The 21,469-nt window shown below is 66.7% G+C and carries 23 protein-coding genes; 15 read left to right on the top strand and 8 right to left on the bottom strand.

Annotated elements, in window-relative coordinates:
- The first annotated feature begins 1 nt into the window (after window position 1).
- The 8 genes from ACFWF1_RS30620 (at window position 2) to ACFWF1_RS30585 (ending at window position 9,439) form a co-directional block, all read left to right on the top strand.
- Window positions 2-1,117, top strand: a complete 1,116-nt coding sequence (locus ACFWF1_RS30620; RefSeq protein ID WP_379281418.1) for a carbon-phosphorus lyase complex subunit PhnI — start codon at window positions 2-4, stop codon at window positions 1,115-1,117.
- On the top strand, window positions 1,117-2,961 hold the full coding sequence (locus ACFWF1_RS30615; RefSeq protein ID WP_379281419.1) for an alpha-D-ribose 1-methylphosphonate 5-phosphate C-P-lyase PhnJ: 1,845 nt from the start codon (window positions 1,117-1,119) through the stop codon (window positions 2,959-2,961). Before ACFWF1_RS30620 ends, ACFWF1_RS30615 begins: the two co-directional genes overlap by 1 nt.
- 25 nt (window positions 2,962-2,986) lie before the next feature.
- Complete coding sequence (locus ACFWF1_RS30610) at window positions 2,987-3,739, top strand: phosphonate C-P lyase system protein PhnL (protein ID WP_379281420.1); 753 nt, start codon at window positions 2,987-2,989, stop codon at window positions 3,737-3,739.
- Window positions 3,736-4,956 (top strand): alpha-D-ribose 1-methylphosphonate 5-triphosphate diphosphatase, encoded by a 1,221-nt coding sequence (locus ACFWF1_RS30605; protein ID WP_379281421.1) that lies wholly within the window; start codon window positions 3,736-3,738, stop codon window positions 4,954-4,956. The genes ACFWF1_RS30610 and ACFWF1_RS30605 overlap by 4 nt, the downstream gene beginning before the upstream one ends.
- Before the next feature lie 184 nt (window positions 4,957-5,140).
- Window positions 5,141-6,088, top strand: a complete 948-nt coding sequence (locus tag ACFWF1_RS30600; protein ID WP_379281422.1) for a phosphate/phosphite/phosphonate ABC transporter substrate-binding protein — start codon at window positions 5,141-5,143, stop codon at window positions 6,086-6,088.
- Between the two features lie 5 nt (window positions 6,089-6,093).
- Window positions 6,094-6,906, top strand: a complete 813-nt coding sequence (gene phnC / locus ACFWF1_RS30595; RefSeq protein WP_379281785.1) for a phosphonate ABC transporter ATP-binding protein — start codon at window positions 6,094-6,096, stop codon at window positions 6,904-6,906.
- Window positions 6,903-8,615: a phosphonate ABC transporter, permease protein PhnE gene (phnE, locus tag ACFWF1_RS30590; protein ID WP_379281423.1), complete on the top strand. Its 1,713-nt coding sequence runs from the start codon at window positions 6,903-6,905 to the stop codon at window positions 8,613-8,615. The genes phnC and phnE overlap by 4 nt, the downstream gene beginning before the upstream one ends.
- 23 nt (window positions 8,616-8,638) lie before the next feature.
- Window positions 8,639-9,439, top strand: coding sequence for an inositol monophosphatase family protein (locus ACFWF1_RS30585; RefSeq protein WP_379281424.1), 801 nt, complete (start codon window positions 8,639-8,641; stop codon window positions 9,437-9,439).
- Here the strand turns inward: ACFWF1_RS30585 and arsM are convergent.
- A complete protein-coding gene (gene arsM / locus ACFWF1_RS30580) occupies window positions 9,433-10,290 on the bottom strand; it encodes an arsenite methyltransferase (RefSeq protein ID WP_379281425.1) in 858 nt (285 codons plus the stop codon). The genes ACFWF1_RS30585 and arsM overlap by 7 nt on opposite strands.
- A 113-nt stretch (window positions 10,291-10,403) precedes the next feature.
- Between arsM and ACFWF1_RS30575 the strand changes: the two genes are divergently transcribed.
- The gene (locus ACFWF1_RS30575) at window positions 10,404-10,781 is read left to right on the top strand and encodes an ArsR/SmtB family transcription factor (RefSeq protein WP_379281426.1); all 378 of its coding nucleotides are present in this window, start codon (window positions 10,404-10,406) and stop codon (window positions 10,779-10,781) included.
- A gap of 422 nt (window positions 10,782-11,203) precedes the next feature.
- On the opposite strand, the gene ACFWF1_RS30570 is transcribed toward ACFWF1_RS30575, so the two are convergent.
- Complete coding sequence (locus ACFWF1_RS30570) at window positions 11,204-11,455, bottom strand: hypothetical protein (RefSeq protein ID WP_379281427.1); 252 nt, start codon at window positions 11,453-11,455, stop codon at window positions 11,204-11,206.
- A gap of 108 nt (window positions 11,456-11,563) precedes the next feature.
- On the opposite strand from ACFWF1_RS30570, the gene ACFWF1_RS30565 reads away from it, so the two are divergent.
- A complete protein-coding gene (locus ACFWF1_RS30565; protein WP_379281428.1) occupies window positions 11,564-12,007 on the top strand; it encodes a pyridoxamine 5'-phosphate oxidase in 444 nt (147 codons plus the stop codon).
- On the opposite strand, the gene ACFWF1_RS30560 is transcribed toward ACFWF1_RS30565, so the two are convergent.
- The 5 genes from ACFWF1_RS30560 to ACFWF1_RS30540 all read right to left on the bottom strand — a co-directional run bounded on the left by ACFWF1_RS30560 (window position 12,008) and on the right by ACFWF1_RS30540 (window position 14,826).
- The gene (locus ACFWF1_RS30560) at window positions 12,008-12,883 is read right to left on the bottom strand and encodes a hypothetical protein (protein WP_379281429.1); all 876 of its coding nucleotides are present in this window, start codon (window positions 12,881-12,883) and stop codon (window positions 12,008-12,010) included. It lies immediately after the preceding gene.
- 105 nt (window positions 12,884-12,988) lie between these two features.
- Complete coding sequence (locus ACFWF1_RS30555) at window positions 12,989-13,954, bottom strand: family 43 glycosylhydrolase (RefSeq protein ID WP_379281430.1); 966 nt, start codon at window positions 13,952-13,954, stop codon at window positions 12,989-12,991.
- A 13-nt stretch (window positions 13,955-13,967) separates the two neighbouring features.
- Window positions 13,968-14,351: a hypothetical protein gene (locus ACFWF1_RS30550; RefSeq protein WP_357387302.1), complete on the bottom strand. Its 384-nt coding sequence runs from the start codon at window positions 14,349-14,351 to the stop codon at window positions 13,968-13,970.
- A 111-nt stretch (window positions 14,352-14,462) separates the two neighbouring features.
- Window positions 14,463-14,639: a hypothetical protein gene (locus ACFWF1_RS30545; protein WP_379281431.1), complete on the bottom strand. Its 177-nt coding sequence runs from the start codon at window positions 14,637-14,639 to the stop codon at window positions 14,463-14,465.
- A 58-nt stretch (window positions 14,640-14,697) separates the two neighbouring features.
- Window positions 14,698-14,826 carry an FAD-dependent monooxygenase gene (locus tag ACFWF1_RS30540; RefSeq protein WP_379281432.1) on the bottom strand — a complete coding sequence of 43 codons (129 nt, stop codon included), beginning with the start codon at window positions 14,824-14,826 and terminating at the stop codon, window positions 14,698-14,700.
- Window positions 14,827-15,090: 264 nt separating this feature from the next.
- Between ACFWF1_RS30540 and ACFWF1_RS30535 the strand changes: the two genes are divergently transcribed.
- The 4 genes from ACFWF1_RS30535 to ACFWF1_RS30520 all read left to right on the top strand — a co-directional run bounded on the left by ACFWF1_RS30535 (window position 15,091) and on the right by ACFWF1_RS30520 (window position 19,416).
- Window positions 15,091-15,672: a TetR/AcrR family transcriptional regulator gene (locus ACFWF1_RS30535; RefSeq protein WP_379281433.1), complete on the top strand. Its 582-nt coding sequence runs from the start codon at window positions 15,091-15,093 to the stop codon at window positions 15,670-15,672.
- A gap of 94 nt (window positions 15,673-15,766) precedes the next feature.
- Window positions 15,767-17,488: a protein-arginine deiminase domain-containing protein gene (locus ACFWF1_RS30530; RefSeq protein ID WP_379281434.1), complete on the top strand. Its 1,722-nt coding sequence runs from the start codon at window positions 15,767-15,769 to the stop codon at window positions 17,486-17,488.
- A 174-nt stretch (window positions 17,489-17,662) separates the two neighbouring features.
- Window positions 17,663-18,313, top strand: a complete 651-nt coding sequence (locus tag ACFWF1_RS30525) for a response regulator (protein WP_379281435.1) — start codon at window positions 17,663-17,665, stop codon at window positions 18,311-18,313.
- Entirely contained in the window at window positions 18,310-19,416 is a 1,107-nt protein-coding gene (locus ACFWF1_RS30520) for a sensor histidine kinase (RefSeq protein ID WP_379281436.1), read from the top strand. The genes ACFWF1_RS30525 and ACFWF1_RS30520 overlap by 4 nt, the downstream gene beginning before the upstream one ends.
- 286 nt (window positions 19,417-19,702) lie before the next feature.
- Here ACFWF1_RS30520 and ACFWF1_RS30515 read toward each other — a convergent pair whose 3' ends face one another.
- Window positions 19,703-20,158, bottom strand: a complete 456-nt coding sequence (locus ACFWF1_RS30515; RefSeq protein ID WP_379281437.1) for a MarR family winged helix-turn-helix transcriptional regulator — start codon at window positions 20,156-20,158, stop codon at window positions 19,703-19,705.
- Window positions 20,159-20,248: 90 nt separating this feature from the next.
- Between ACFWF1_RS30515 and ACFWF1_RS30510 the strand changes: the two genes are divergently transcribed.
- On the top strand, window positions 20,249-21,466 hold the full coding sequence (locus tag ACFWF1_RS30510; RefSeq protein ID WP_379281438.1) for an alpha/beta hydrolase: 1,218 nt from the start codon (window positions 20,249-20,251) through the stop codon (window positions 21,464-21,466).
- The last annotated feature ends 3 nt before the right edge of the window (window positions 21,467-21,469 follow it).

The following is a 21,469-nucleotide window of genomic DNA, read 5'->3' as shown; positions in this document are numbered from 1 at the left end:
GATGGGATATTCGGGAGCACGCGGCGGTCTGGACGCCATCCTCGCCGCCGAGTCCTTGGTGCACGGTGCCCGAAACCACGACCCCGCACCATGGTTGACCACGGAGCAGATCACCGGCCGGATGCGGCTGGCCGTTGATCGGGTGATGGGCGAAGGCGGACTGTACGACGAGGACACCGCCGCGGACGCACTGCGCCAGGCGGAGGGCGATGTCATCGAGGCCACCCACCTGGTGCGCGCACACCAGTCGACCCTGCCGCGGCTGGCCGTGAGCGAACCGATCGACCCCGACGAGATGCTGGTGCTGCGCCGTATCGTGCCTGCGCACCGCACGCCGGACGGACCGCAGTTGCTCGGCCGCACCAGCGATTACACCGGTCGCATGCTCGACCGCGACGCACAACCGGCCCCGGTCGTCGTCGAATCGGACCCACCGGCGGTCGCCGAACGCGCTGACGGACAACGGCATCCGCGCCGATTCTCCGACATGCTGCGCGAGATGGACCTGCTGGTCGACAACCGCCCGGCGGCGGACGCACCGGACCCGGACCCGTTCGACATCACCAGACATCCGGCCCGTCCGCCCGCACCCCGCTCGGCCATCCTGGCCAGCATGGCGCGCGCGGAGACCGGTTCGCTGATCAGCACCTGGTACCGCTCCATCCGCGGACCCGAGGGCAACCTGCACGAGGTCACCCTCGGTGAGGTCCGGCACGGCAGGCTGCCGCTGCGTGTCGCCCACCCGCACACCGGAAATCCCGTGCTGCTCGGCTACATTCGCGCCTCTGAATGCGAGGCCATCGAGGATCTGGACGGACCGGAGGAGGACCGCAGCCGGTTCGACGTCGGCTACGGACTCTGCTTCGGGCACAACGAACGCAAAGCCATCGCCATGGCGAACCTCGATATCGCGTGGCGTCGCTTCGGCGATGCCGACGGACTCGAGCAGGTGCTGCTGCTGACCACGGACGGCCTGGATTCCTGTGGTTTCCTCGAACACCTCAAGCTGCCGCACTACGTCACGTTCCGTTCGATGATCGACCGTAAGCGTGCGGTGCGCGACATCGACGGTGACCCGGCTGACCGGGCCGCGGACGCTATCGGAAGGACCTGCTGATGACCATTACCGATACCCGAACATCCACCATCTCAGGGATTTTCGGCGAGCTCGAGGCCGCCGCGATCCGGCCCGGCATCCTCGACGAGGGCTCCAAACGAGAGATCCGCCGCGCCACCTTGGCCGCGGTCTGCATCCCCGGCTACCAGGTGCCGTTCGGCTCCAGGGAGATGCCGGTGGCCCGCGGCTGGGGTTCCGGCGGACTGCAGGTAACCCTGGGCCTGCTCGGTCCCGCCGACACCGTCAAGGTCATCGACCAGGGTGACGACGACGGCGTCAACGCGACCAACCTGCGCAGGCTGATCGTGGCCAGCGAACACTGCTCGCAAACTCAGGACACCCGCGAGTGCACCGTGGTGCAGACCAGGCACCGAATCCCGGAGGAGCCGCTGGTCGAGGGCCAGACGCTGGTATTGCAGGTCCCGGTGGCGGAACCGCTACGCGGCGTGGAGACTTCGGTGCGCGAGTGCGCCAGAATGCATGCCGAGGCCGACTATTCGATGATCTGGGTGAGCCTGTATGAGGATCTCGTCCGCAACGGCGTGATCACCAAGACGACGGGCTACCCGGTGCTCGTCGACGACCGCTATGTCATGATCACCACGCCGATCCCGCGCTGGGATGTGCCGCGCCTCAACGACTCTCCGCATCTGTCGCTGTTCGGCGCCGGTCGCGAGAAGCGGATCTTCGCGGTGCCGCCGTACACCTCGGTCCGGCCGTTGACGTTCGACGATGTGCCCTTTGAGGTGGAGGGCGACGCCGGACAGCGCTGCGCCCGATGCGGTTCGACGGACACCTTCCTGGTCGAGGCGCCGGGCGGACGCCAGTCGTGCAGTGACATCGAATGGTGCACAAGAACTCTCGACCAGGACGTGGATGCCCCGGCGCACACCGCGCACGCGCCGCTGCGCTTCCTGCCTGACCCGGCGCGCCGAGTTCGTGCCGCCGCCAACGCGGTTCGCCGCGATGCGGTGCCACTCGCCGTCCGCCCGGTCCCCGCGACCCCCGAGGGCTGGACCCTGGCGGCCTGCGGCGTCGGCAAGGTGCACGGGCCAGGGGGAGCGGCGGCGGTGCCCGGGACCGGTCCCGAGACCGGCACCGCGATCAGCCCGCGCACCGGTGCCGTCGTCGCGGCCTGGGACGTCAGCTTCGATGTGGCACCGGGCGAGGCGCTCGGACTGATCGGCGAGTCCGGGTCCGGCAAGTCGACCGTGCTGCGCTGCCTGGTCGGCGAGGAAACCGCCACGGCGGGAACGATGTTCCTCACCACTGTCGGCGACGGCCGCACCGACGTCTTCGGGCTCGACGCGGCCGCGCGGCGCGCACTGCGCATCGACACACTCGGCCTGGTCCACCAGAACCCGGCCGACGGCCTGACGATGCGCGTCTCCGCGGGCGGCAATATCGCCGAACGGCTCACCGCCGCCGGGTGGCGCAACTACCACGAGATCCGCGACCGCGCCGCCTACCTGCTGGAGCAGGTGGAGGTGCCGCTCGATCGGATGGACGACGCCGTGCACACGTTCTCCGGCGGCATGCGCCAGCGGGTGCAGATCGCCAAGGCCCTGGCCACCGACCCGCGGGTGCTGCTGCTGGACGAGCCGACCACCGGCCTCGACGCCTCCGTCGCCGCCGGCGTGCTCGACCTGCTGCGCAAGCTGCTCGCCGAACGCGACACCGCGGCCGTGGTGGTCAGCCACGACTTCGCCGTCATCGAGGCCCTCACCGATCGCTGCCTCGTGATGAACGTCGGCCGGGTGGTCGAATCCGGCCTCACCGATCAGCTGTTCCAAGACCCGCACCACCCCTACACCCAGCGCCTCGTCGCGTCCGCGCGCAGGTGATCCGACCGTGACAACGGAGGTGACCATGAACGATCGAACTCCTTCCACCCCAGTGCTTTCCGTCCGTGGACTGCACAAGACGTTCACCTTGCACACCATCGACGGCCGCACCGTGATCTCGTTGCGCGGCGTCGACCTCGATGTCGGCGCGGGTGAGCACGTCGCGCTGGCCGGGCCGAGCGGCGCGGGCAAATCGAGCCTGCTGCGCTGCGTGCACCGCAGCTACCTGCCCGACGCGGGCACCGTCACCCTCGGCACCGACACCGGGCCGGTGGAGCTCACCACCCTCGGTGACCGTGAGATGGCGAGGCTGCGCGGTCGGGAACTCGGCTATGTCTCCCAGTTCCTTTCGGCACCGCCACGCACTGGCCCGCTGGAAGTCGTTGCGGCAGCGGGCCGTCGACGCGGACTCGACCGGGCCGACGCACGGACCGCGGCCGTCGAGTCACTGCGCAGGCTGGCCCTGGACGAGGCGCTGTGGGATGTTGACTGTGGCGTCCTGTCCGGTGGCGAGCGGCAACGGGTGAACATCGCTGCGGGCACCGTGCATCCGCCCCGGCTGTTGCTGCTCGACGAACCCGTCTCCGCCCTCGATCCGAGCAATCGGGAACGAGCCCTGGAACTCATCGCCTCGCTGTCCGCGCGTGGTGTTGCGGTCCTGGCGGTGTTCCACGATCTAGCCGCGATCAGGCAGCTTGCCTCGCGGGTAATTCGATTCAGTGACGGCCGGATCGCCCAGCAGGGCACCCCAGCCGAGGTTTTAGGAGCAGCCGCATGACGAACACTCTGGAACAACCCCGCGCCTGGTCGTTACCGCAGGCACCGCGCGACTATGTGCTCGGGCACGTGCGCGCCGTGCTGGCCGACCAGGTGCTCGACGACGCGCGAATCGTGGTCCGCGACGGCCGAATCATCGAGGTCGGTCCGGCTCGGCGCGGCAGCATGGTCGACGTCGACGGCGGCGGGCTCATCTGTACCCCCGGCCTGGTCGACGTGCATTCCGACGGACTCGAGCGCGAGCGGATGCCGCGGCCGGGCGCGGAACTGCCGTGGCCGTTTTCGATGATGTCGTTCGAGGGCAAGTTGCGGGCCGCCGGGGTGACGACGGTCTTTCATGGCGCGTCGTTCTCCGATCAGGAGTCGGCAAAAGATCGGCGCAGTGTGGACGCCGCGTTGCAGATGTGTGCGGCGATCGCGGATTGGAGCGAGAACGGCAGCAGGCTGGTCGACCACCGGGTGCTATACCGGCTCGATGTGCGTTCGGCGGCGGGGCTTGCCGCACTGCAGGCTCATTTCGAGCAGCAGGTCGCCGCGGGCCGGATCGGGCGTGACGTGCAAGCGATCATTTCGCACGAGGACCACACCCCCGGAATCGGGCAGTACGCCGATCGCACGTTCTACGAGAAGTACATGGTCGGCATGCGCGGGATGACCGCGGACCAGGCGCGGGCCGCCGTGGACGAGCTCATCCGGGACCGGCAGGGCAACATCGGCGTCCGTGAGGAGTCGATGAACTGGCTTGCCGGGCAGGCGGAGACGGGCCGGGTGCGGATCTTCGGCCACGATCCGGAATCCGCGGTGGAGATCGCCGACCTGGCCCGGCGCGGCGGCAATGTCGCCGAATTCCCGACCACCGAGGAGGCGGCGCGCGAGGCGCGGGCCCGCGGGATGTCGGTGGTGATGGGTGGACCCAACATTCTGCGCGGCGGTTCGCATTCGGGGAACGTGTCCGCGGCGGCGCTGGCCGGGCTCGGCCTGGTGACGGCGCTGGCGTCGGACTATCTGCCCTCGTCGCTGCTCGGGGCCGCGTTCACGCTCGCCGACACCGCGACGATGCCGCTGCCCGCTGCGGTCGCGCTGATCACCAGCGGCCCGGCCGCCGCGGTCGGGTTGTCCGATCGCGGTGAGCTGGCCGCCGGTCAGCGCGCGGACCTGGTGCTGATCAGCCTCGAACATCGTTGTCCGGTCGTGCGATCGGTGCTGCGGGCGCACTGAAGTCGAGGTCGGGTGGTCCGCGTCATCGTGAACAACTCACGCCATCAGCCGCTGGTCGTTTCGCAGCGATTCACTGACGGTTGGAGCGGGGGACACGGTGGTCGCGGACGCTCGACCGTGCGGTGCGGTCTCGCCCGCCCCCTCTGCACGGCCCCGGATCTCGGGGTATGAAGGAGAAGACTTCATGGGTAGCAAGATTCGCCCTTCGCTCGCGGCGGCCGCGCTCGCGGCGGTCGCCGTGCTCGCGCTGGCCGGCTGCGGTAGCAGCGCCGTCAAGACCGACGCCGGAAAATCGGCAGATCCGCAGACGCTGGTATTCGCCTCGATTCCCTCGGAGAATTCGCAGAGCCTGCAGCAGCAGTACAAGCTGGTCGCCGACGCCATCGAGAAGTCGACCGGCCATCCCGTGCAATTCCAGAACGCCACCGACTACGCGGCCGTGATCGAGGGCCAGCGCGCGGGCAAGATCCAGCTCGCGGGCTACGGGCCGTTCTCCTACGTCACCGCGAAAGACAGTGGCGTGCCGACGATTCCGATCGCCGCGCCGATCAAGCAGGCGGGCGCGGCACCCGGCTACCTGTCCTACGGCATCGTCAAAGCGGGCTCGAACATCAAGAGCCTGGCCGATTTCCGCGGCAAGACGGTCTGCTTCGTCGATCCGTCCTCCACTTCCGGCTACCTGTACCCGTCGGCCGGGCTGAAGGCGGCGGGCGTCGATCCGGACAAGGACATCACCCCGGTTTTCGCCGGTGGCCACGACGCGTCCGTGCTGGCGGTCAAGAGCGGACAGTGCGACGCGGGATTCGCCTACGACACGATCGTCGACAAGACCCTGATCGAGAAGAATCAGATCAAGCCCGGCGAGATCAGCGTGCTGTGGAAGTCGGAGACCATCGCCGCGAGCCCGGTGGCCATGAGCAGCACGCTCTCGCCGGAATTGCAGGCCAAGCTCACCGCCGTGTTCCGCGACGTGCTCAACAAGCCCGCGCTGATCAAGGCCGGGACGTGCACCGACGAGAAGAGCTGTCAGCTGCCCGAGTCCGCGTACGGCTATGCGGTGGTGCAGGATTCGCTCTACGACGGCGTGCGCAAGGTCTGCCAGATCACCAAGGCGAAGGTCTGCCAGTCGTGACCGGCGTGCCTGCGGACGTCGCGCTGGGCGCGACCATCGACCGAATCCTGCGACCGGCCATCACCCTCGACCACGTGCGCAAGGATTTCGGTCCGCGGCTCAGCGCGCTCGACGACGTGTCCCTGCAGGTGTACCCGGGTGAGGTGCTCGCGCTGCTCGGGCTGTCGGGGTCGGGCAAGTCGACGCTGCTGCGGCTGCTCGACGGACTGCATCTGCCCAGCGCGGGCACGGTGACGGTGCTCGGCCAGGATATGGGATCCGCGCGCGGCAGGGAGTTGCGTGCGCTGCGCCGCCGGGTGGGTTTCGTGTTCCAGCAGTTCCATCTCGTCGGCAGCATGTCGGTGCTGGAGAACGTGTGCACCGGCGCGCTCGGTACGTTGCGCGGCCCGCGGATCGGGTTGTTCATGTACCCGAAGGCGGTCCGGTTGGCGGCGATGGCGCAGCTCGATCGAGTTGGTCTGGCGGACCGCCCCTTTCAGCGGGCCGACACCCTCTCCGGTGGGCAGCAGCAGCGCGTCGCGGTGGCCAGGGCGCTGGTGCAGCGACCGAAGATCCTGCTCGCGGACGAGCCGGTGGCTTCGCTCGATCCCGAGTCGTCGTCGCAGGTGATGGCGTTGATCGCGCAGGTCGCCGCCGAAGACAACCTGACCGTGCTGTGCAGCCTGCATCAGGTCGAGTTGGCGGTGTCCTGGGCGCATCGCCTGGTCGGCCTGCGTGCCGGCCGAGTGGTGCTCGACAAGCAGGTTTCCGCGCTCGATCGCAACGACACGAGGTCGATCTACTCGAGCGTCGCCGCGCCGACCACGCAATTCGCATGAACGCCACGGTTGTCCGGCTGCCGGTGCGCGCGCAGGAACCGGCGACGTTGCGTCGGCCGTCGTGGACCGCGCTCGGCGTCATCCTGGTGTACACGGTGTGGTTGATCGCCTCGCTGTGGTCGGTGGCCTCACTGCAACTCAATCTCGCTACCTTCGTCGACAGCATCGGCAACGCCGTCGATTTCGTGTCCCGGATCTTTCCGCTGGACTTCCCGTCGTTCGGCGAGCTCGTGCGGATGACCGGGCAGACGCTCGCCATCGTCACCTGCGCAACGGCATTGAGCGTCGCGTTGAGTGTGCCGGTGTCCTTGGCCGCCGCGCGCAACACCAACCGGCACGGCTGGCTGCGCTGGGGTATGCGCGCGGTCATCGTCGTGACGCGGGCACTGCCCGAAATCGTCTTGGCCATCGTGTTTTTGCGGCTGTTCGGGCTCGGGCCCGCGGCGGGCATCCTGGCGCTGGGCATCCACTCCGTCGGCATGGTCGGCAAGATGTACGCCGACGCGATCGAGGACACCGCGGCGGGCCCGCGGGACGCGCTGCGGGCGGCTGGGGCGACGTGGTCGCAGCAGATCACCGGAGGTGTTGTGCCGCAAGCGATGCCCGCGTTCGTCGCCACCGCGCTGCACCGGTTCGACATCAACCTGCGGGCCTCGGTGCTGCTGGGTTACGTCGGTGTCGGCGGTATCGGCATGGAACTGTCGCTGGCCATGAAGACCCTGGACTATCGGCGCGGAATCGCCTTGGCGCTGTTGATAGTCGGGCTGTGCGTCGTGATCGAGACGATCTCCGGCGCGGTGCGCGCCGCGATGCTCGGTGCCCAGGCGCCGGTGCGAGCCGGGTGGTGGAGCAAGCTCCGGCACCGTGTCACGGGCGGGTGGGTGTCGAACGGGCCCGCCGAACCCGTTGCGGCTGCGGACAAGCCGTATCCGATCAGTCCGCCGTGGTCGGCGGGGCGGCTTCGTCGCACTGTGTACTTCGGGCTGACGGCGTTGATTCTGGTCGCGTCGGTGTGGGGAGCGGGCATCGATGTCTCACGCATGGCCGACGGCATTTCCACGCTGTGGACCACGCTCGGACTGTTCGTCCCGCCCAGTACCGGCGGCATCGGCGGCGAACTGTTCGCGCAGCTGCTCGTCACCGTCCAAATCGCCCTCGCCGCAACATTTCTCGGGCTGGTGCTCGCGGTGCCCATCGGAATGCTCGCGGCCCGCAACGTCGCGCCGACGCCGGGCATCGCGCGGTTCTTCCGGATCGTCATCGTCGTCGTGCGCGGCATCCCGGACCTGATCTTCGCGATCATCTTCATCGTCATCACCGGGCTCGGCGCGCCCGCCGGTGCGCTGGCGCTCGCGGTCGGCGCGGTCGGGTTGCTCGGCAAGCTCATCGCGGATTCGCTGGAGGAGTCCGACGTGCGCGTGCAGCAGGCGGTGGCCGCCGCCGGTGCGACCAGGCCGCAGGTGTTCCTCGCGGCGACTGTGCGCCAGTGTGCGCCGGCCTTGGCGGCGCACGTGTTCTACCAGCTCGACGTCAACATTCGCGCCGCGACGCTGCTCGGTGTGGTCGGCGCGGGCGGCATCGGCTTCTACCTGATGAACGCCGCGCGCGTCCTGCAGTTCGATGTCGTCACCACGATCGTGCTGATGGTCTTCGCCGTGGTGCTTGCCGTCGAAGGTGTCGCGATGTGGGTCCGCCGCGCCCTGTCCTAGTCCGCCTTGTCTCCGGAGGTTTCATGATCTTCTCGAATACTGTTGGTTCCGAAGCGAATACGGCCTTGCTCGCGACGGCCGATGCCGCGGTGCTCGCCCATCGGAACGCGCTCGCGAACCACTCACCCGCCGAACTGAGCGCCATCACGATGGACGGCGCCGACGGCACCCCGACCATGCTCATCGACGTGCTGGTCGAGGACGCCATCATCACCGCGGCCAGCGCCGCCGGAGTGAATGTGCTTTCCGAGGAACGCGGTTGGGTGGATGTCGGATCGGCGGTGACCCTGGTCGTCGATCCCGTCGACGGCTCCGCCAACGCCGCCGCCGGAATCCCGTTGGCCTGCTTCAGCGCGGCGGTGGCCGTGGACGGCGAGTTCACCGAGGCGATGACCGTGTGGCTGCACACCGACGAGCGCTGGTGGGCCGCACGCGCGCACAGCGAGTTCCGCACCAGCGGCTGCCGGTCGGTGCGTACGGCCGCGGTGTCGATGCTGCGTCCGCACCCGCGCAACTGGGCCGCCTGGACCCGAGTTGCCGAGGCGGCCACCCGCATTCGAATCCTCAGCTGCAGCACCCTCGACGCCGCCTTCGTCGCGACCGGCGCCGTCGACGCGTTCGTCGACGCGGGTAGCGACACCCACCGCCTCATGGACATCGCCGCCGCCGTCATCCTGGTCGGGGCCTCCGGCGGCGCCGTCATCGACGCCTTCGACCGACCCATCACTTTCGACACCGACCTGACCCGCCGTTGGAGCGGAATCGTTGCCGCCACACCCGAACTCGCCGCCGAATTACGTGACCTGATTCAGGGGAATCAGTAGCTGTCCGAAGGTGCTCCGGCCGTTGATGTCTCAGGCGGACAGCATCCTGGAGCACAGCACGTGTCCGCTAATTCTTCCGATCCGATCATCTCGGCGGACGGTTTGGTGGCCTTGATGATCGCGGAGTGCATTCCCTCGGCGACGGCGTGGGTGGCGGTGATCTCGATATCGGTGAATCCGGCGGTACCGAGGTGGTTTCGGTATTCGGTGAACGACAGCGCTCCGGCGATGCAGCCGACATAGTCGCCGCGTTCGGCGCGCTCGGGCGGGGTCAGTTCGTCGTCGGCGACGACGTCCGCGATGCCGATGCGACCACCGGGGGTGAGGACTCGGGCCACTTCGGCGAAGACGGCGGGTTTGTCGACCGACAGGTTGATCACGCAATTGGAGATCACCACGTCGATAGTGTTGGCGGGCAACGGGATCGCCTCGATATTACCTTTGAGGAACTCGACGTTGTGTACTCCGGCTTCGCTGCTGTTCGCGAGTGCCAGGGCGAGCATTTCCTCGGTCATGTCGAGGCCGTACGCCTTGCCGGTCGGTCCGACGCGGCGGGCGGACAGCAGCACGTCGATGCCGCCGCCGGAGCCGAGATCGAGGACCCGTTCGCCTGCCCGCAGTTCGGCGACGGCGGTCGGATTGCCACAGCCCAATGATGCCGCGGCGGCTTGGATCGGGAGTTGGTCGCGGTCCGCCGCCCCGTACAGGCTCGCGCCGAAGATCTGATCCACGGCGATCGGGTCGGTCCCGCAACAATCCTCGGCGACTCCGCCTGCGGTAACGGTTCTCGCTGCCTGCGCATAGCGCGTGCGGACGGTCTCGCGGAGTTCGGTCTGCTGCTGGTCTGTCATGACATCACGTCCCTGAGTGGAATCCGGGCCGCATCCCATGGACGCGACCTGGTTGTATCGATGAATGTCGATACAGATTGCGCCATTGGATCGAAGTCTGTCAATATAGATAGGTGTCTAACCAGGACCTGCCGCTGATCGCCTCCACTGACTGCTGCAACACCACCCTCGCCGCCCCCCTCGGCGTCGAGGCGGCAGTCGAGCTGGCGGCCGCCTTCAAGGCGCTGGCCGATCCCGTCCGCCTGCGCTTGCTGTCATTGATCGCCTCCCGCCCCGGCGAGGAGGTCTGCGTCTGCGAGCTGACCCCACAATTCGACCTATCCCAACCCACCATCTCCCACCACCTCAAAGTGCTGCGCGCAGCCGGCCTGATCGACTGCGAGCGCCGCGGCACCTGGGTCTACTACTGGGCGATTCCCACAGCCCTGCACCGACTTTCGGATGTCCTGATCACCACGGGAGCCGACAAGGTCGAAACCCCTACGGGGTGACGCCGTCGAATTCCGTGAGCTACGGCTCTCCGTCGGCGGATTGTGAACTGTCCGAGTTCTTTTCGCGTGCGGCAGCGCGTGCGCGTTTGTCGTAGCGATTGACTCGCGGTATCGGCCGGCCGGGCCATCGGGGTGGCCAGTGTAGGTCGTTGTGACCTACTCGGCGGGTTCCGTCGGAGCGGCGGCGGGACAGGAATGGGGTTGAGCGCAGGGCGAGGATGATGGTGGCGATCGCGATTCCGCAGGCCGCTGCGAGGGCTCGGGACAGCGAGGGCATCAGCGGGGCGGTCAGCAGTGCTGCGTATGCCGCTGAGCACCAGTACAAGCGCGCGTTGTAGGGGCGGTCGTCACCGCTACTCACTGCGGCAACGACGACGAGAGCCATCAACAGGGCCCCTGCGATGAGGATTGCCCGCATGGCGTCAGACCCGCCTGGTGCGATAAGGCGACTTCGCGGGCGCGAGCTGGGTCGCCAGCAGGACGAGCGTGCCGGCGACGATGCCCGCTCGGATGTCGGGAGACGCCAGCACACACAGCGCGGTCGCGCCGATGACCAGCGTGATCACCAAAGCCGCTGTGGCGCGCCGCGGGTGGCCCCGGCCGGCATCGACGGTAGAGAACGCGGCGATGCCGTATGCGATCACCGCGGTGAGGGCCGCGAGGATATCCATCATCGATCACCCACCTTCCTGACCGAACGCGGTGCCTTGTGCCCGTGTTGGCACCGTACGTCGAGTCCCCGAACGAGCCGATTCCGCCACACCGATCCGTAGACTTCGGCTGTGACCGATATCGCGGACTTTGCTCGGCTGTGTGCCGGGGATCATGGGCTCTGTGTTGTCTCGACCTCGCGGGCCGACGGCAGTGTGCAGTCCTCGCTCGTCAATGCGGGGGTGTTGGCGCATCCGGAGACGGGGGAGCAGGTGGTGGGAATGGTGATTCGGGGTGGTACCCGCAAATTGGATAATCTGCGGGTGCGTTCGCGGATGACGGTGGTCGCCAAGGGCGGGTGGGCTTGGGCGGCGGTCGAGGGATCGGTGTGGATCGTGGGTCCCGACGACGAGGTGCCGGGTATCGATGGCGAGCGGCTGCGGGTCTTGTTGCGGGAGGTGTTCACTGCGGCGGGCGGCACCCATGACGACTGGGACGAATATGACCGGGTCATGGCCGCCGACCGGCGCGCAGTCGTTTTTGTTGTGCCGGAACGCGTTTACGGCAACGGCTAGTTAACCGGTGCCGCCGCGGTAGATGGTCGGCATGGAGCCGAGGTCGGCGAAATTGAGTTTGTTCTGGCCGTCGGTGCCGAACCAGGCGACGTAGGTGACGCCGTTGATGGTCGCGACCGCGGGCGGCCAGGGGCTGGTATCGGCGAATTTCCAACGCTGCGCTTGGTTCTCGTTGAGATTGTCGATATCGAACAGCAGGTAGATATTGGTGTTCTTGCCGGTATAGCCCGCCACGTAGCGGCCGCCGAGGGTGAACAGATTCGGGCCGCCGATCAGTCGATCGCTGAAGGTGGCCTTGGTGGGCGGGACGTTGAGGCCGATGAAGCGCGCGTTCAGATTGTTCGCGCTGTCCATACCGGTCCAGGCCAGCAGCACGCCCTTGGACGGATGAATCACCAGTCCCGGCGTATCGATACTCTGCTCGGCGGGTTCGGGCGACCGTCCGTAGGAGCTGAACGGTGGATTCTGCGACTGCACCGCGCTGAGCACCAGGTTGCGCTGCGCGGTGTAGCTCAACCACAGCGAGACATTGTCGGATTGCATCGCGGGACCGCCGATCGGCGGCTCCAGCCATTCTCGTCGATCCTGATAGTCGACACCGTTATTCGACCACGCGAGCCACATCTTGCCGTCGGTGCGCGTATAGCCGAGGTAGAGCAGACCGGTCTGCGCATGCGAAGCCAACGCCGGGCGCTGCAGACTGAAGTCCGACGGCAATGGTTTCGCATTGACCCGACCGTCGGTTTCCATTCCCGACGCGGCATACATGGTGCCGCCCTGTGTCGCCCATACCAACACCAGTTTGTTGTTGTACACCGTCAACGCGGGCGCGGCGATCGGCTGATTGGACTCCCATAGCGTGCGTCCAGTGAACATGAATTTGCCCCCAATACATTCTCGGAGTTCGAGCACTATTGGGGGAGCGTAGGTTTTGCGGCTCGCGAAGTCAGGGGTTCGTGTCGGCCAGCGGACCGGTGCCGTTCACGCCCGATCGGCGGTGCCACCCGACGACTGCGGATCACCGGAAGGCAGCGCGATATCGGTGTCCAGCGACAGCGGTCGGCCGAAATCCGGTGTGCCGTCGGCATTCCAGGTGAACTGCTGGGCCCGGGTGGTCCGCCCGTCATAGGTGTACTCGCTGGTGTCCTTGGCGTGATAGACGAGCCAGTCCTCGCTGCCGTCCGGACTCTGGAAGAAGCCGTTGGAACCCGGACCGAAGACGTTGGCCGGGTCGTTGCGGGTGAACTGAGCGGTCGGGTGCTGGTACCAATTGGCGGGCACCAGCGGATCCGCGTCAGGCGGGAGCGAGTGCATCCACAGCTGATAGTCCGGTTTGCCGGTGTCGCAGGTGGAGTAGACCAGAAAGGTGGTGCCGTCGCGCTGGATGATCGCCGGCGCTTCGCGCACCTCGGTGCATCCGCCGGCCGACGGCAGGTACACCGCTCGTCCCGATACGGTCACCGGGTCGCTCATCGGAGCGATGTACAGCAGGTTGTTCCGGCCGGCCCAGAGCAGGTAGTACCGATCGCAGCGAAACAGCAATTCCGGATCGATCGCCCACGCGTCCGGATCGCCGACCTGGCCCACGAATTCGTACGGGCCGAGCGGATCCGAGTCCACCGACTGCAATACGTAAAGGCGATGACTGTCGTTGCTGCCGTCACCGGCCGTGTAATAGAAGTACCAATGCCCGTCGATCAGATGGAACGACGGCGCCCACATATCCTGATTACGTGACGGATCCTGCTCGACCCACACCGTAATCGGTTCCGCCGCAGCCAGATCCGCCAGTGACGACGCCGTCCAGATCTGCAACGAGTCGTTCTGACTGGTGGATAGGTAGTAGTTTCCCGCATAGAACGTGAGGAACGGATCCGGCCCCGGATTCAACGGACCACGAAACGTGCCCGCACAGTCGTCGGCGGAACCCACCTTCGGGTGATTCATGACGCCACAGGAGTCAGGGCGTGTCCAGCGCGGTCGCCGGGACACCGTAGGGCAGGAACCGGACGCGGCGGCGTTCGTCGGTGTTGTCGCGGTGCGCGCGCAAGGCCTCGAGCTCGCTCGGGAAAACCTGCTCGATCCTGGCCTCGCCCGCGTCATCGATGCTGTAGATGACCCACACGCCGCTGCCGGTCTCGCCGGTGGTCTCGGCGTCCGGTTTCGGCGGCCGCGTGCGCTCCGGCTGCACGAACTGACCGAGCAGCGAGGCCAGCGTATTCGCGCCGGTCCGATCGATATACCCGCTGGCCTTGCCGATGAGGTCACGGAAATCGATCCCCGCATCCCGCAACGCGCGCTCGAATTCTTCCGGATCGATCCCGAACGGTTTATCGGCTGCCATCAGACTGCTCCTGGGGGACTAGGTCGGCGCTTCGCCTCCAGTGTCCTCGCGTAATCCCGGCTTCGCCACGACCTGCGATGATCCAGGCCCGATGCATGCTCCTTCCCGGGTTCAGGATTCGGTGGGGAACAGGCGCTCGGCGGCGGGGATGTCGCCGACCAGTGCCCAGCCCGGCCCGGCGGAACGGCGGTAATAGTTGTCCGGGTACCGCATCACCCGGAATCGTTCGGTCTGCCTGCCCGCATCACGGAATTGCGTGCCGTATTCCGGCAGGACCTGGTCGATCACCTGCTGGAAGTTGCCCGGCACGTCCGCGCGGAAATCGCCGAACCGGTCCAGTCGGCCATCACGGTGACCAGGTTCTCCGGTCGACCACCAGCACCCGATGCCCGCGGCGGGCGAGCAGCATGGTCAAGGGCGAGCCGGCGCAGCGGGCACCGACGACGATTACGTCGTACATAAAGAATTGACTCATATCTGGATGGATTCGCAGACTCCCCCCGCCGATAACTTCGAGCACGAATCCGTTCTGATCGAACCTAGAATTCATTGCTGCCCCAAGGGAACCGGCCAGCCGGATGAATATCCCCACCTAGTGGCTGGTTGGCCGCGGATAGGTAAAATTCTGGTCGAGGATTGTCGAGCCTGCGGACACTCGGCGCTGCGGTCGCGTACGTTCGAAAGACGGCCTGGTACCAGGGAGGCCGTACCGAGTGACGACAGGTTGGAGGGAGTTCTCATGGTTGCCGGACCTCGCGCCCGACTGATTGCGAATGCCATCACCTCCGTGCAAGAGCACGGCGTGCACGGCACCGGGCTGAGCGAACTGCTCGAACGCAGCGACACCTCGCAGAGCTCCCTGTATCGGCACTTCCCGTTGGGCAAAGAAGGTCTCGTGGAGACGGCGGCGCGAACCATGTCGCGCGTGGGGTATTCGCACGTGAGCAGGTTGGCCGATGCTTTGGCCGGGGCCCCGTCGCTGGAGGGCTGGCTCGACGAGCTGTTCGTATTCTGGCGTCACCCATTGGAATCCAGCGATTACCGGGCCGGGTCGTTCATGATGGGCGTCGCGTTATACGAACTGGACCTCGACGTGCAGTCGGCCGCCGGTCGAGCCTTCACCGAATGGACCGCGCGGCTGGCCGACGGCTTCATCGCCGTCGGCATCGATCGGACCGCGGCGTGCTCGCTGGCCGGGTTTCTGCTGTCGGCGATCGAGGGTGCCGTCGTGCAGAGCCGTGCGCTGAAATCCAGTCACCCGTTCGACGACAGTCGCGCGCAACTCGCCGCGCTCATTCGCTGTCACCGCCCACCCGCCTGACAGCCGATCGGCGGCAAGAGAGAAGCTTGTCGGCCCCCGCATTCCAGCCTGCTGGAGGTCGTGGCGAGCCTCGGTCGTGGATACCGTCGATGGTGTGAATCCATATCGTAAGATTTGGTTGTTCGTCGGAGTTTCCGCTCTGGTGCTGGCCGGTTGTTCGGCAGCTACCGAGGATCGACTCGTTGCCGATATTCGCGCCGATAGCAATCGGGACGGTGTTGTCGACGGAAATGATGCCGGACCTGAAAAAGGTAAGTGGACAGCCGAATACGGCGCGATCGTGCTGCCGAATATCGGTGACGTCGCGCGGCGCTGCCCGTCGAGTCGAAGCCAGGTTTCCGACGCCGAGCTCGCCGCATGTCACGACGCGGCCGATGATGTGGCGCGCGCACCCGAATATCTGGCGCCGATGGTGACCATGCCGGTCAGGGGAACTGGCGCGACCGGGCGAGTGGAACCGGTGGGTGTGGGTGCCGACAAGATCCGCATATTCGTCAAACGTCAGGATTCGTGGATACGGCTGCGGCCCGATATGAAACTGAGCGACACCGAGCTGCGCGACGGCGCCACCCTCGGCATCGACTCTCGCGATGTCGTGCGTGATCAGGCCGCATGGGACGGATCGTTCACCGTTCGCTTCACCGTCCAGGACGGCAAGCGAACAGCGGTCGATGACATTGCCCTCCGGGTGGCTCCTGTTGTGCTGCATAACCACAACCAGAGCGCGGAGGCGCTGGTGGTTCCCGAGAGTGGCGGCGACCCGGAGTATGAGCGCTTCGTCGCGGACTTGACCTCGGCCGCGCAGGCCAGTGGGTTGAACGCGCCACTGATCACGGTGAATACCACCGATACCTGGGCACAGGATTTCGTGGAATTCGGCTACGTGACGATGCCGGGCCCGGGCGGCAAGAACATCTCCTTGCGCATCGCGATCCGTTCGCCGCAGCCCGAACGCGAAGGTGGCCGTGCGATTTTCGATCTCCGGGGTCCGGGTATGGGAGCGATTCAGCTCGGCGGCGCCGGTGATCGTCACGTGGATTCGTTCGGAAATGTCGAGACGATACCGCCGTACTCGCACAATGGGAGAGAGTTTCCGGCGGGTCGCGTAGTCATCGGGACCGGGAACCGGAACGACGCGATCGTGTCGAGTGTCGAGCTGCAGAAATTCTTTGCCGCCCAACGGGTTCAGACGCCACTGACGCTGGACACCACCTGGCTGGTAGTCGGGCACGTCGACGAGTTCATCCAGTTTCTGCCCACACCGTCCGGACGAGGATGGCGGCCTGCCGTGACGGATCCTCGGCGCGGACTCGAGATCCTGCGCGAGCAGCAGCGATCCGGCCACGGCACCGAATTGGCGTTTTCCAAACCGGGCGCGCCCGATCGGACCATCGACGCCGTCCTGGCGGACCAGAAGTTCGTCGCCGACAACGAATTCGCGGCCCGGAAGATCGACGAGAACGTTGAGCGTATGTTGCAGGAGACCGGGGTCAGGCCCGAGGAGTTCGTGCGAGTCCCAGGTCTCTACGAGCTGTCGGCCGGCATCGATGACGAACCGGACGCGCTGGTGAGCTTCTACCCCGGGGCGATCAACGGCGTGCTGATCAACGCGTCGAACTACATCGCGCCGCGGCAGTGGGGCCCGGTGGTCGGCGGGCGTGATGTCTTCGAGGCCGCGGTGACCGAGGCATACCGGTCGGCCGGGGTAGCGGTGCACTACGTGGACGAATGGGAGACCCTGCACGTGGCAGGCGGTGAAATACATTGCGGGACGAACGTCCTGCGGCAGACCGGAAATCTCCCGATAGTTCCGTGATCACCGACAGCCGACCGGATGATGAGCCCAGCCGATCGGCTGGAACATCCGCGCCGGACGGCCGGTATCGATGGCGCGTGCTACCGACCGCCGGGGCAACCTTGTTGGATTGTGAACTGTCCGAAGACGATCCGGTGCGAACTCGTCCGAGGTTTCCTTGATGAAGGTGTGCTGATGATTCGCGTGGCCATAGTGGATGACGAGGCGCTCGTGCGGTCGGGCTTCACACTGATCCTCGGCGCTGCCAAGGACATCGAAGTCGTAGTCACCAGCGATGGCATCGGAGCTGTGGCGGCGATTCGTGCGGCGGATCCGCAGGTTGTGCTGCTCGATATTCGGATGCCGCAGGTCGACGGCCTGCACATTCTGTCGACACTGCTCGAAGCGCCGCAGCCGCCGACCGTGGCGATGCTGACGACGTTCGCTGCCGACGAGTACATCGCCGACGCATTGCGCAGGGGCGCTTCCGGTTTCATCCTCAAGGACACCGAACCGCAGCATCTCGGCGCCATCGTCCGGGCCCTCGCGGGCGGCGCGGTGGTGCTGTCGCCGAAGGTGACCAAGGCGGTGGTCGAGGGCTATCTCGACACGGTCGACACCGGTGCGCCCGAACTGGTTCGGCGGCTCACGGATCGGGAGCGGGATATCGTCGTGCTCATCGCCGAGGGTCTCTCCAACGCGGACATCGGCGTGCGCCTGCACCTGAGCACGGGGACGGTAAAGGACTCCGTCAGCAGTATTTTCGCCAAATTGCACATCGGCACCCGCGTGCAAGCCGCCCTGATCGCGGAGCGTGCCGGAATTCTGGCCGACGACCTGTCATGAGCGAACTCGGCGATCGACCGCGAATAGCCATCGCTGTCGACCTGCTCCTCGCCGCGATCGGCGCGTTCGATGTGTGGTGCAATCGCGATCTGCCGTTGGCGCCGTGGGAGATCGGCATCGCGCTGCTCACCGGATCGGCGTTGCTCGCCCGCAGGCGCGCACCGATCGTCACCTTTGTGCTCACCTTGCCCGCGGTGCTGGTGATCGGGGCGGTGCTGGCCCCGATGACGGCGCTGTACACGGTGGCTCGTAGTGCGGCGCGGCGGTGGGTTGTCGCGGTCTTCGCCGCCGTGCTCGGGTTGTCGTGCCTGCTCACCTCATCGGATACGGGTTCAGGCTTCGGCGACCTCGAATTCCTGCTGCATCAAATACTTTTCGCCGCTCTGGTGGGTGCGGGGCCTGCGGCACTCGGGTGGCTGGTGGCGATACGGCAGCGGCTGGCGGCGCAGATGTCAGAGATCGACCGCGTCTACGCGCACGACCGGCGGCTGCAGATCGCCGCCGCACGGGAGCGCGAACGCGCCGAACTCGCCAGCGAAATGCACGACGTGGTCTCGCATCAGGTGAGTCTGATCGCCGTGCAGGCCGGGGCGCTGCAGATGGTGAGCACCGACCCGGACGCGCGTTCGACCGCGGAAGTCATCCGCAAACTCAGCGTGCACACCCTCGACGAACTGCGGCACATGGTGAAGGTGCTGCGCGCCCCGGCCTCGGCGAACGACATCAGCCCGCAACCGACCATCGAGCGTCTGCCGGAACTGTTGACCGCCAGCGCTTTACCGGTCGAACTGATTGGCTCGCTGCCTACGAACCTGACACCGGCCGGTGAGCGCGCCGTCTACCGTACAGTTCAGGAAGCGTTGACCAACGTCCGCAAACACGCGCCCGGCGCGGCAGTGACCATCGCTTCGGTGTGCACGGATCGCACTGTGGCAGTGTCGATTACGAACGTCGCGTCCACGGAACCGCCGGTTGCGCTACCCAGTGCGGGGTCCGGCATCCGTGGTCTACGGCAACGTGCGGAACTGCTGGGTGGCACGGTGACCGCGCGACCACTGCCGGATGGCGGCTGGAGCGTGCGAATCCAGTTGCCCCGCAACTGATCACCGGAATGGCCTGCCGGTCTCACAAACCAGGAGCAGGGGTTAAGGCCCCTGGCGGTGCGGGGGAGACCGGCAGGCCGGGTGATGATCGACCAGCGTTGCGGTTCCGAGCCAACCCGACGAAGTCGTCGGACCCGCGGCTGGTGGGTCAGGCGATCACCGCCTTCGACGGTAGTGGCGATGGACCGCGGGCGAAGCCCCCCATCCGGCTGAAATGCCCCCGCCACTCGGCTGGCCTGGACTGCGTTCACTTCCGAAGGGTGTCAACGCCTTTGACTATGCGGCATCACAGCCGGTCATAGATCGCGATCAAACTGTCCAGCACCTGGGTCGCGGATCGCAATGCGGCGAGGTCTTGCTCGGCCAGTTCCGCATTCATGGCGTCGATCATCGCCTTCATCCGTTCGCGGCTGCGGGTCCGGCCGGCCTCGGTGAGCGCGACCCGGACGGAACGTTTGTCCTCGGTATCCCGTTCGCGGGTGACATAGCCGGCCGCGAGCAGGCTGTTGACCAGCTGCGTGGTCGCGGCGCCAGTGGTCTCGGTGCCTGCGGCCAGTTGTCCGATCGTGAGCGGCCCCTGGTCGGCGAGGACGCGGAGTGCGCGGGCGTGCGTAAGAGACAGGGCCGCGGGGGAGCGGGTCGCGCGCCCGCGCAGTCGGGAATCCGCCGCACTGAGACGGTATGCGGCGCGAGCGAGCTGATCGATCGCCGCGCTGCGTGCGGTATCCGGCTGCTTCGGCATGGGGCTCCTGTCATCGGATCCGGGGTTGACAATCACCTTAGCCTAAGTACTTAATAGATAAGTACTTAGTTATTTGGAAGGAGTCAGACCATGACCGCACGCTCGATCGGCCAGAACTGGACACTGGACATCGCCCTGGCCCAAGGCGGCTTCGATGCCCTGCATCCGGAGGCCAAGGGCACGATGGAGCAACTCGGCCACGACCACACCGATTTCGACAAGGTCTTCGACCTGGTCAAGAGCGGAGCGATGCTGCCGAAAGCCTGGGCGACCATCGCCGCCCAAGCGCAGCAACGCGCCGCCGATCACGAGCGAGACGGGTTCGCGCGCACCGCCGCCGACCTCTACACCCGGGCCGCGGTGATGTGGGGTCGGGCCCAATACTCCTTCTTCGACTCCGCCGACCCGCGCAAGAGCGCATTCCGGGCGCGCGCCAATCACTGTGTCGAGCGACTCGGGGAGCTGCGCGGTGGTGTGGTGCGGCGAGTGGTGCTCGACTTCGAAGGCGGGCAGATCTTCGCCCTGCTGCACCTGCCGACCGGTCCGGTGCGCAATGCGCCCGCGGTGATTCTCGGGCCGGGGATGGACATGATCAAGGAGGACTACCTCGCCGCGGCCGAGCGGTACTACACCTCGCGTGGCGTCGTCGCGCTGTCCATCGAGGGGCCGGGGCAAGGGGAGACCCGAGCGAACGGTGTGACCGTCGATCTCACCAATTACGAACGGGCCGTGAGTCGTTACCTCGACTATCTCACCGAGCTGCCCGAAGTAGATGCGCAGCGGATCGGCATGTTCGGGATCAGCATGAGCGGCTACTGGGGCTCACGCGCGGCCGCGACGGATCCACGACTGGCCGCATTGGCGGCCTTGGAAGCACCCACCGGCGATTTCCAGACCATCTTCGAGCGCGCCCAGCCGACGTTCAAGGCCAACTACATGTACATGGCCGGATATGACGACGAGGCGTCCTTCGACCGCGAACTCGTCGCCCACCTGCCACTCGATGCCCTGGTCGCCGACATCACCTGCCCGGTGCTCTACGGCATCGGCGAATTCGACGAGCTCACGCCGCTCGCGCAAGCCCTCGCCAACTATGAACTCGTCCGCGCCCCCAAGGAGATCCGCGTCTACGAAGACGAATTCCATCCCCTCGGCGGAGTCGCGGCCGAGGTATTCCGCTTCGGCGCCGAATGGCTGGAACGAGCCCTGGCCGGCGACTTCCACACCCCCGGCCGCGATGCCCGCCACTACGTCCACCGCGATGGCCGCACCACCACCGGCTCCGCTACCCCCACCTGGTGGCAATAGCGC

The sequence above is a fragment of the Nocardia sp. NPDC060255 genome (assembly GCF_042727395.1).
GTDB lineage: Bacteria > Actinomycetota > Actinomycetes > Mycobacteriales > Mycobacteriaceae > Nocardia.
This window is presented reverse-complemented; position numbering and strand designations above follow the sequence as displayed.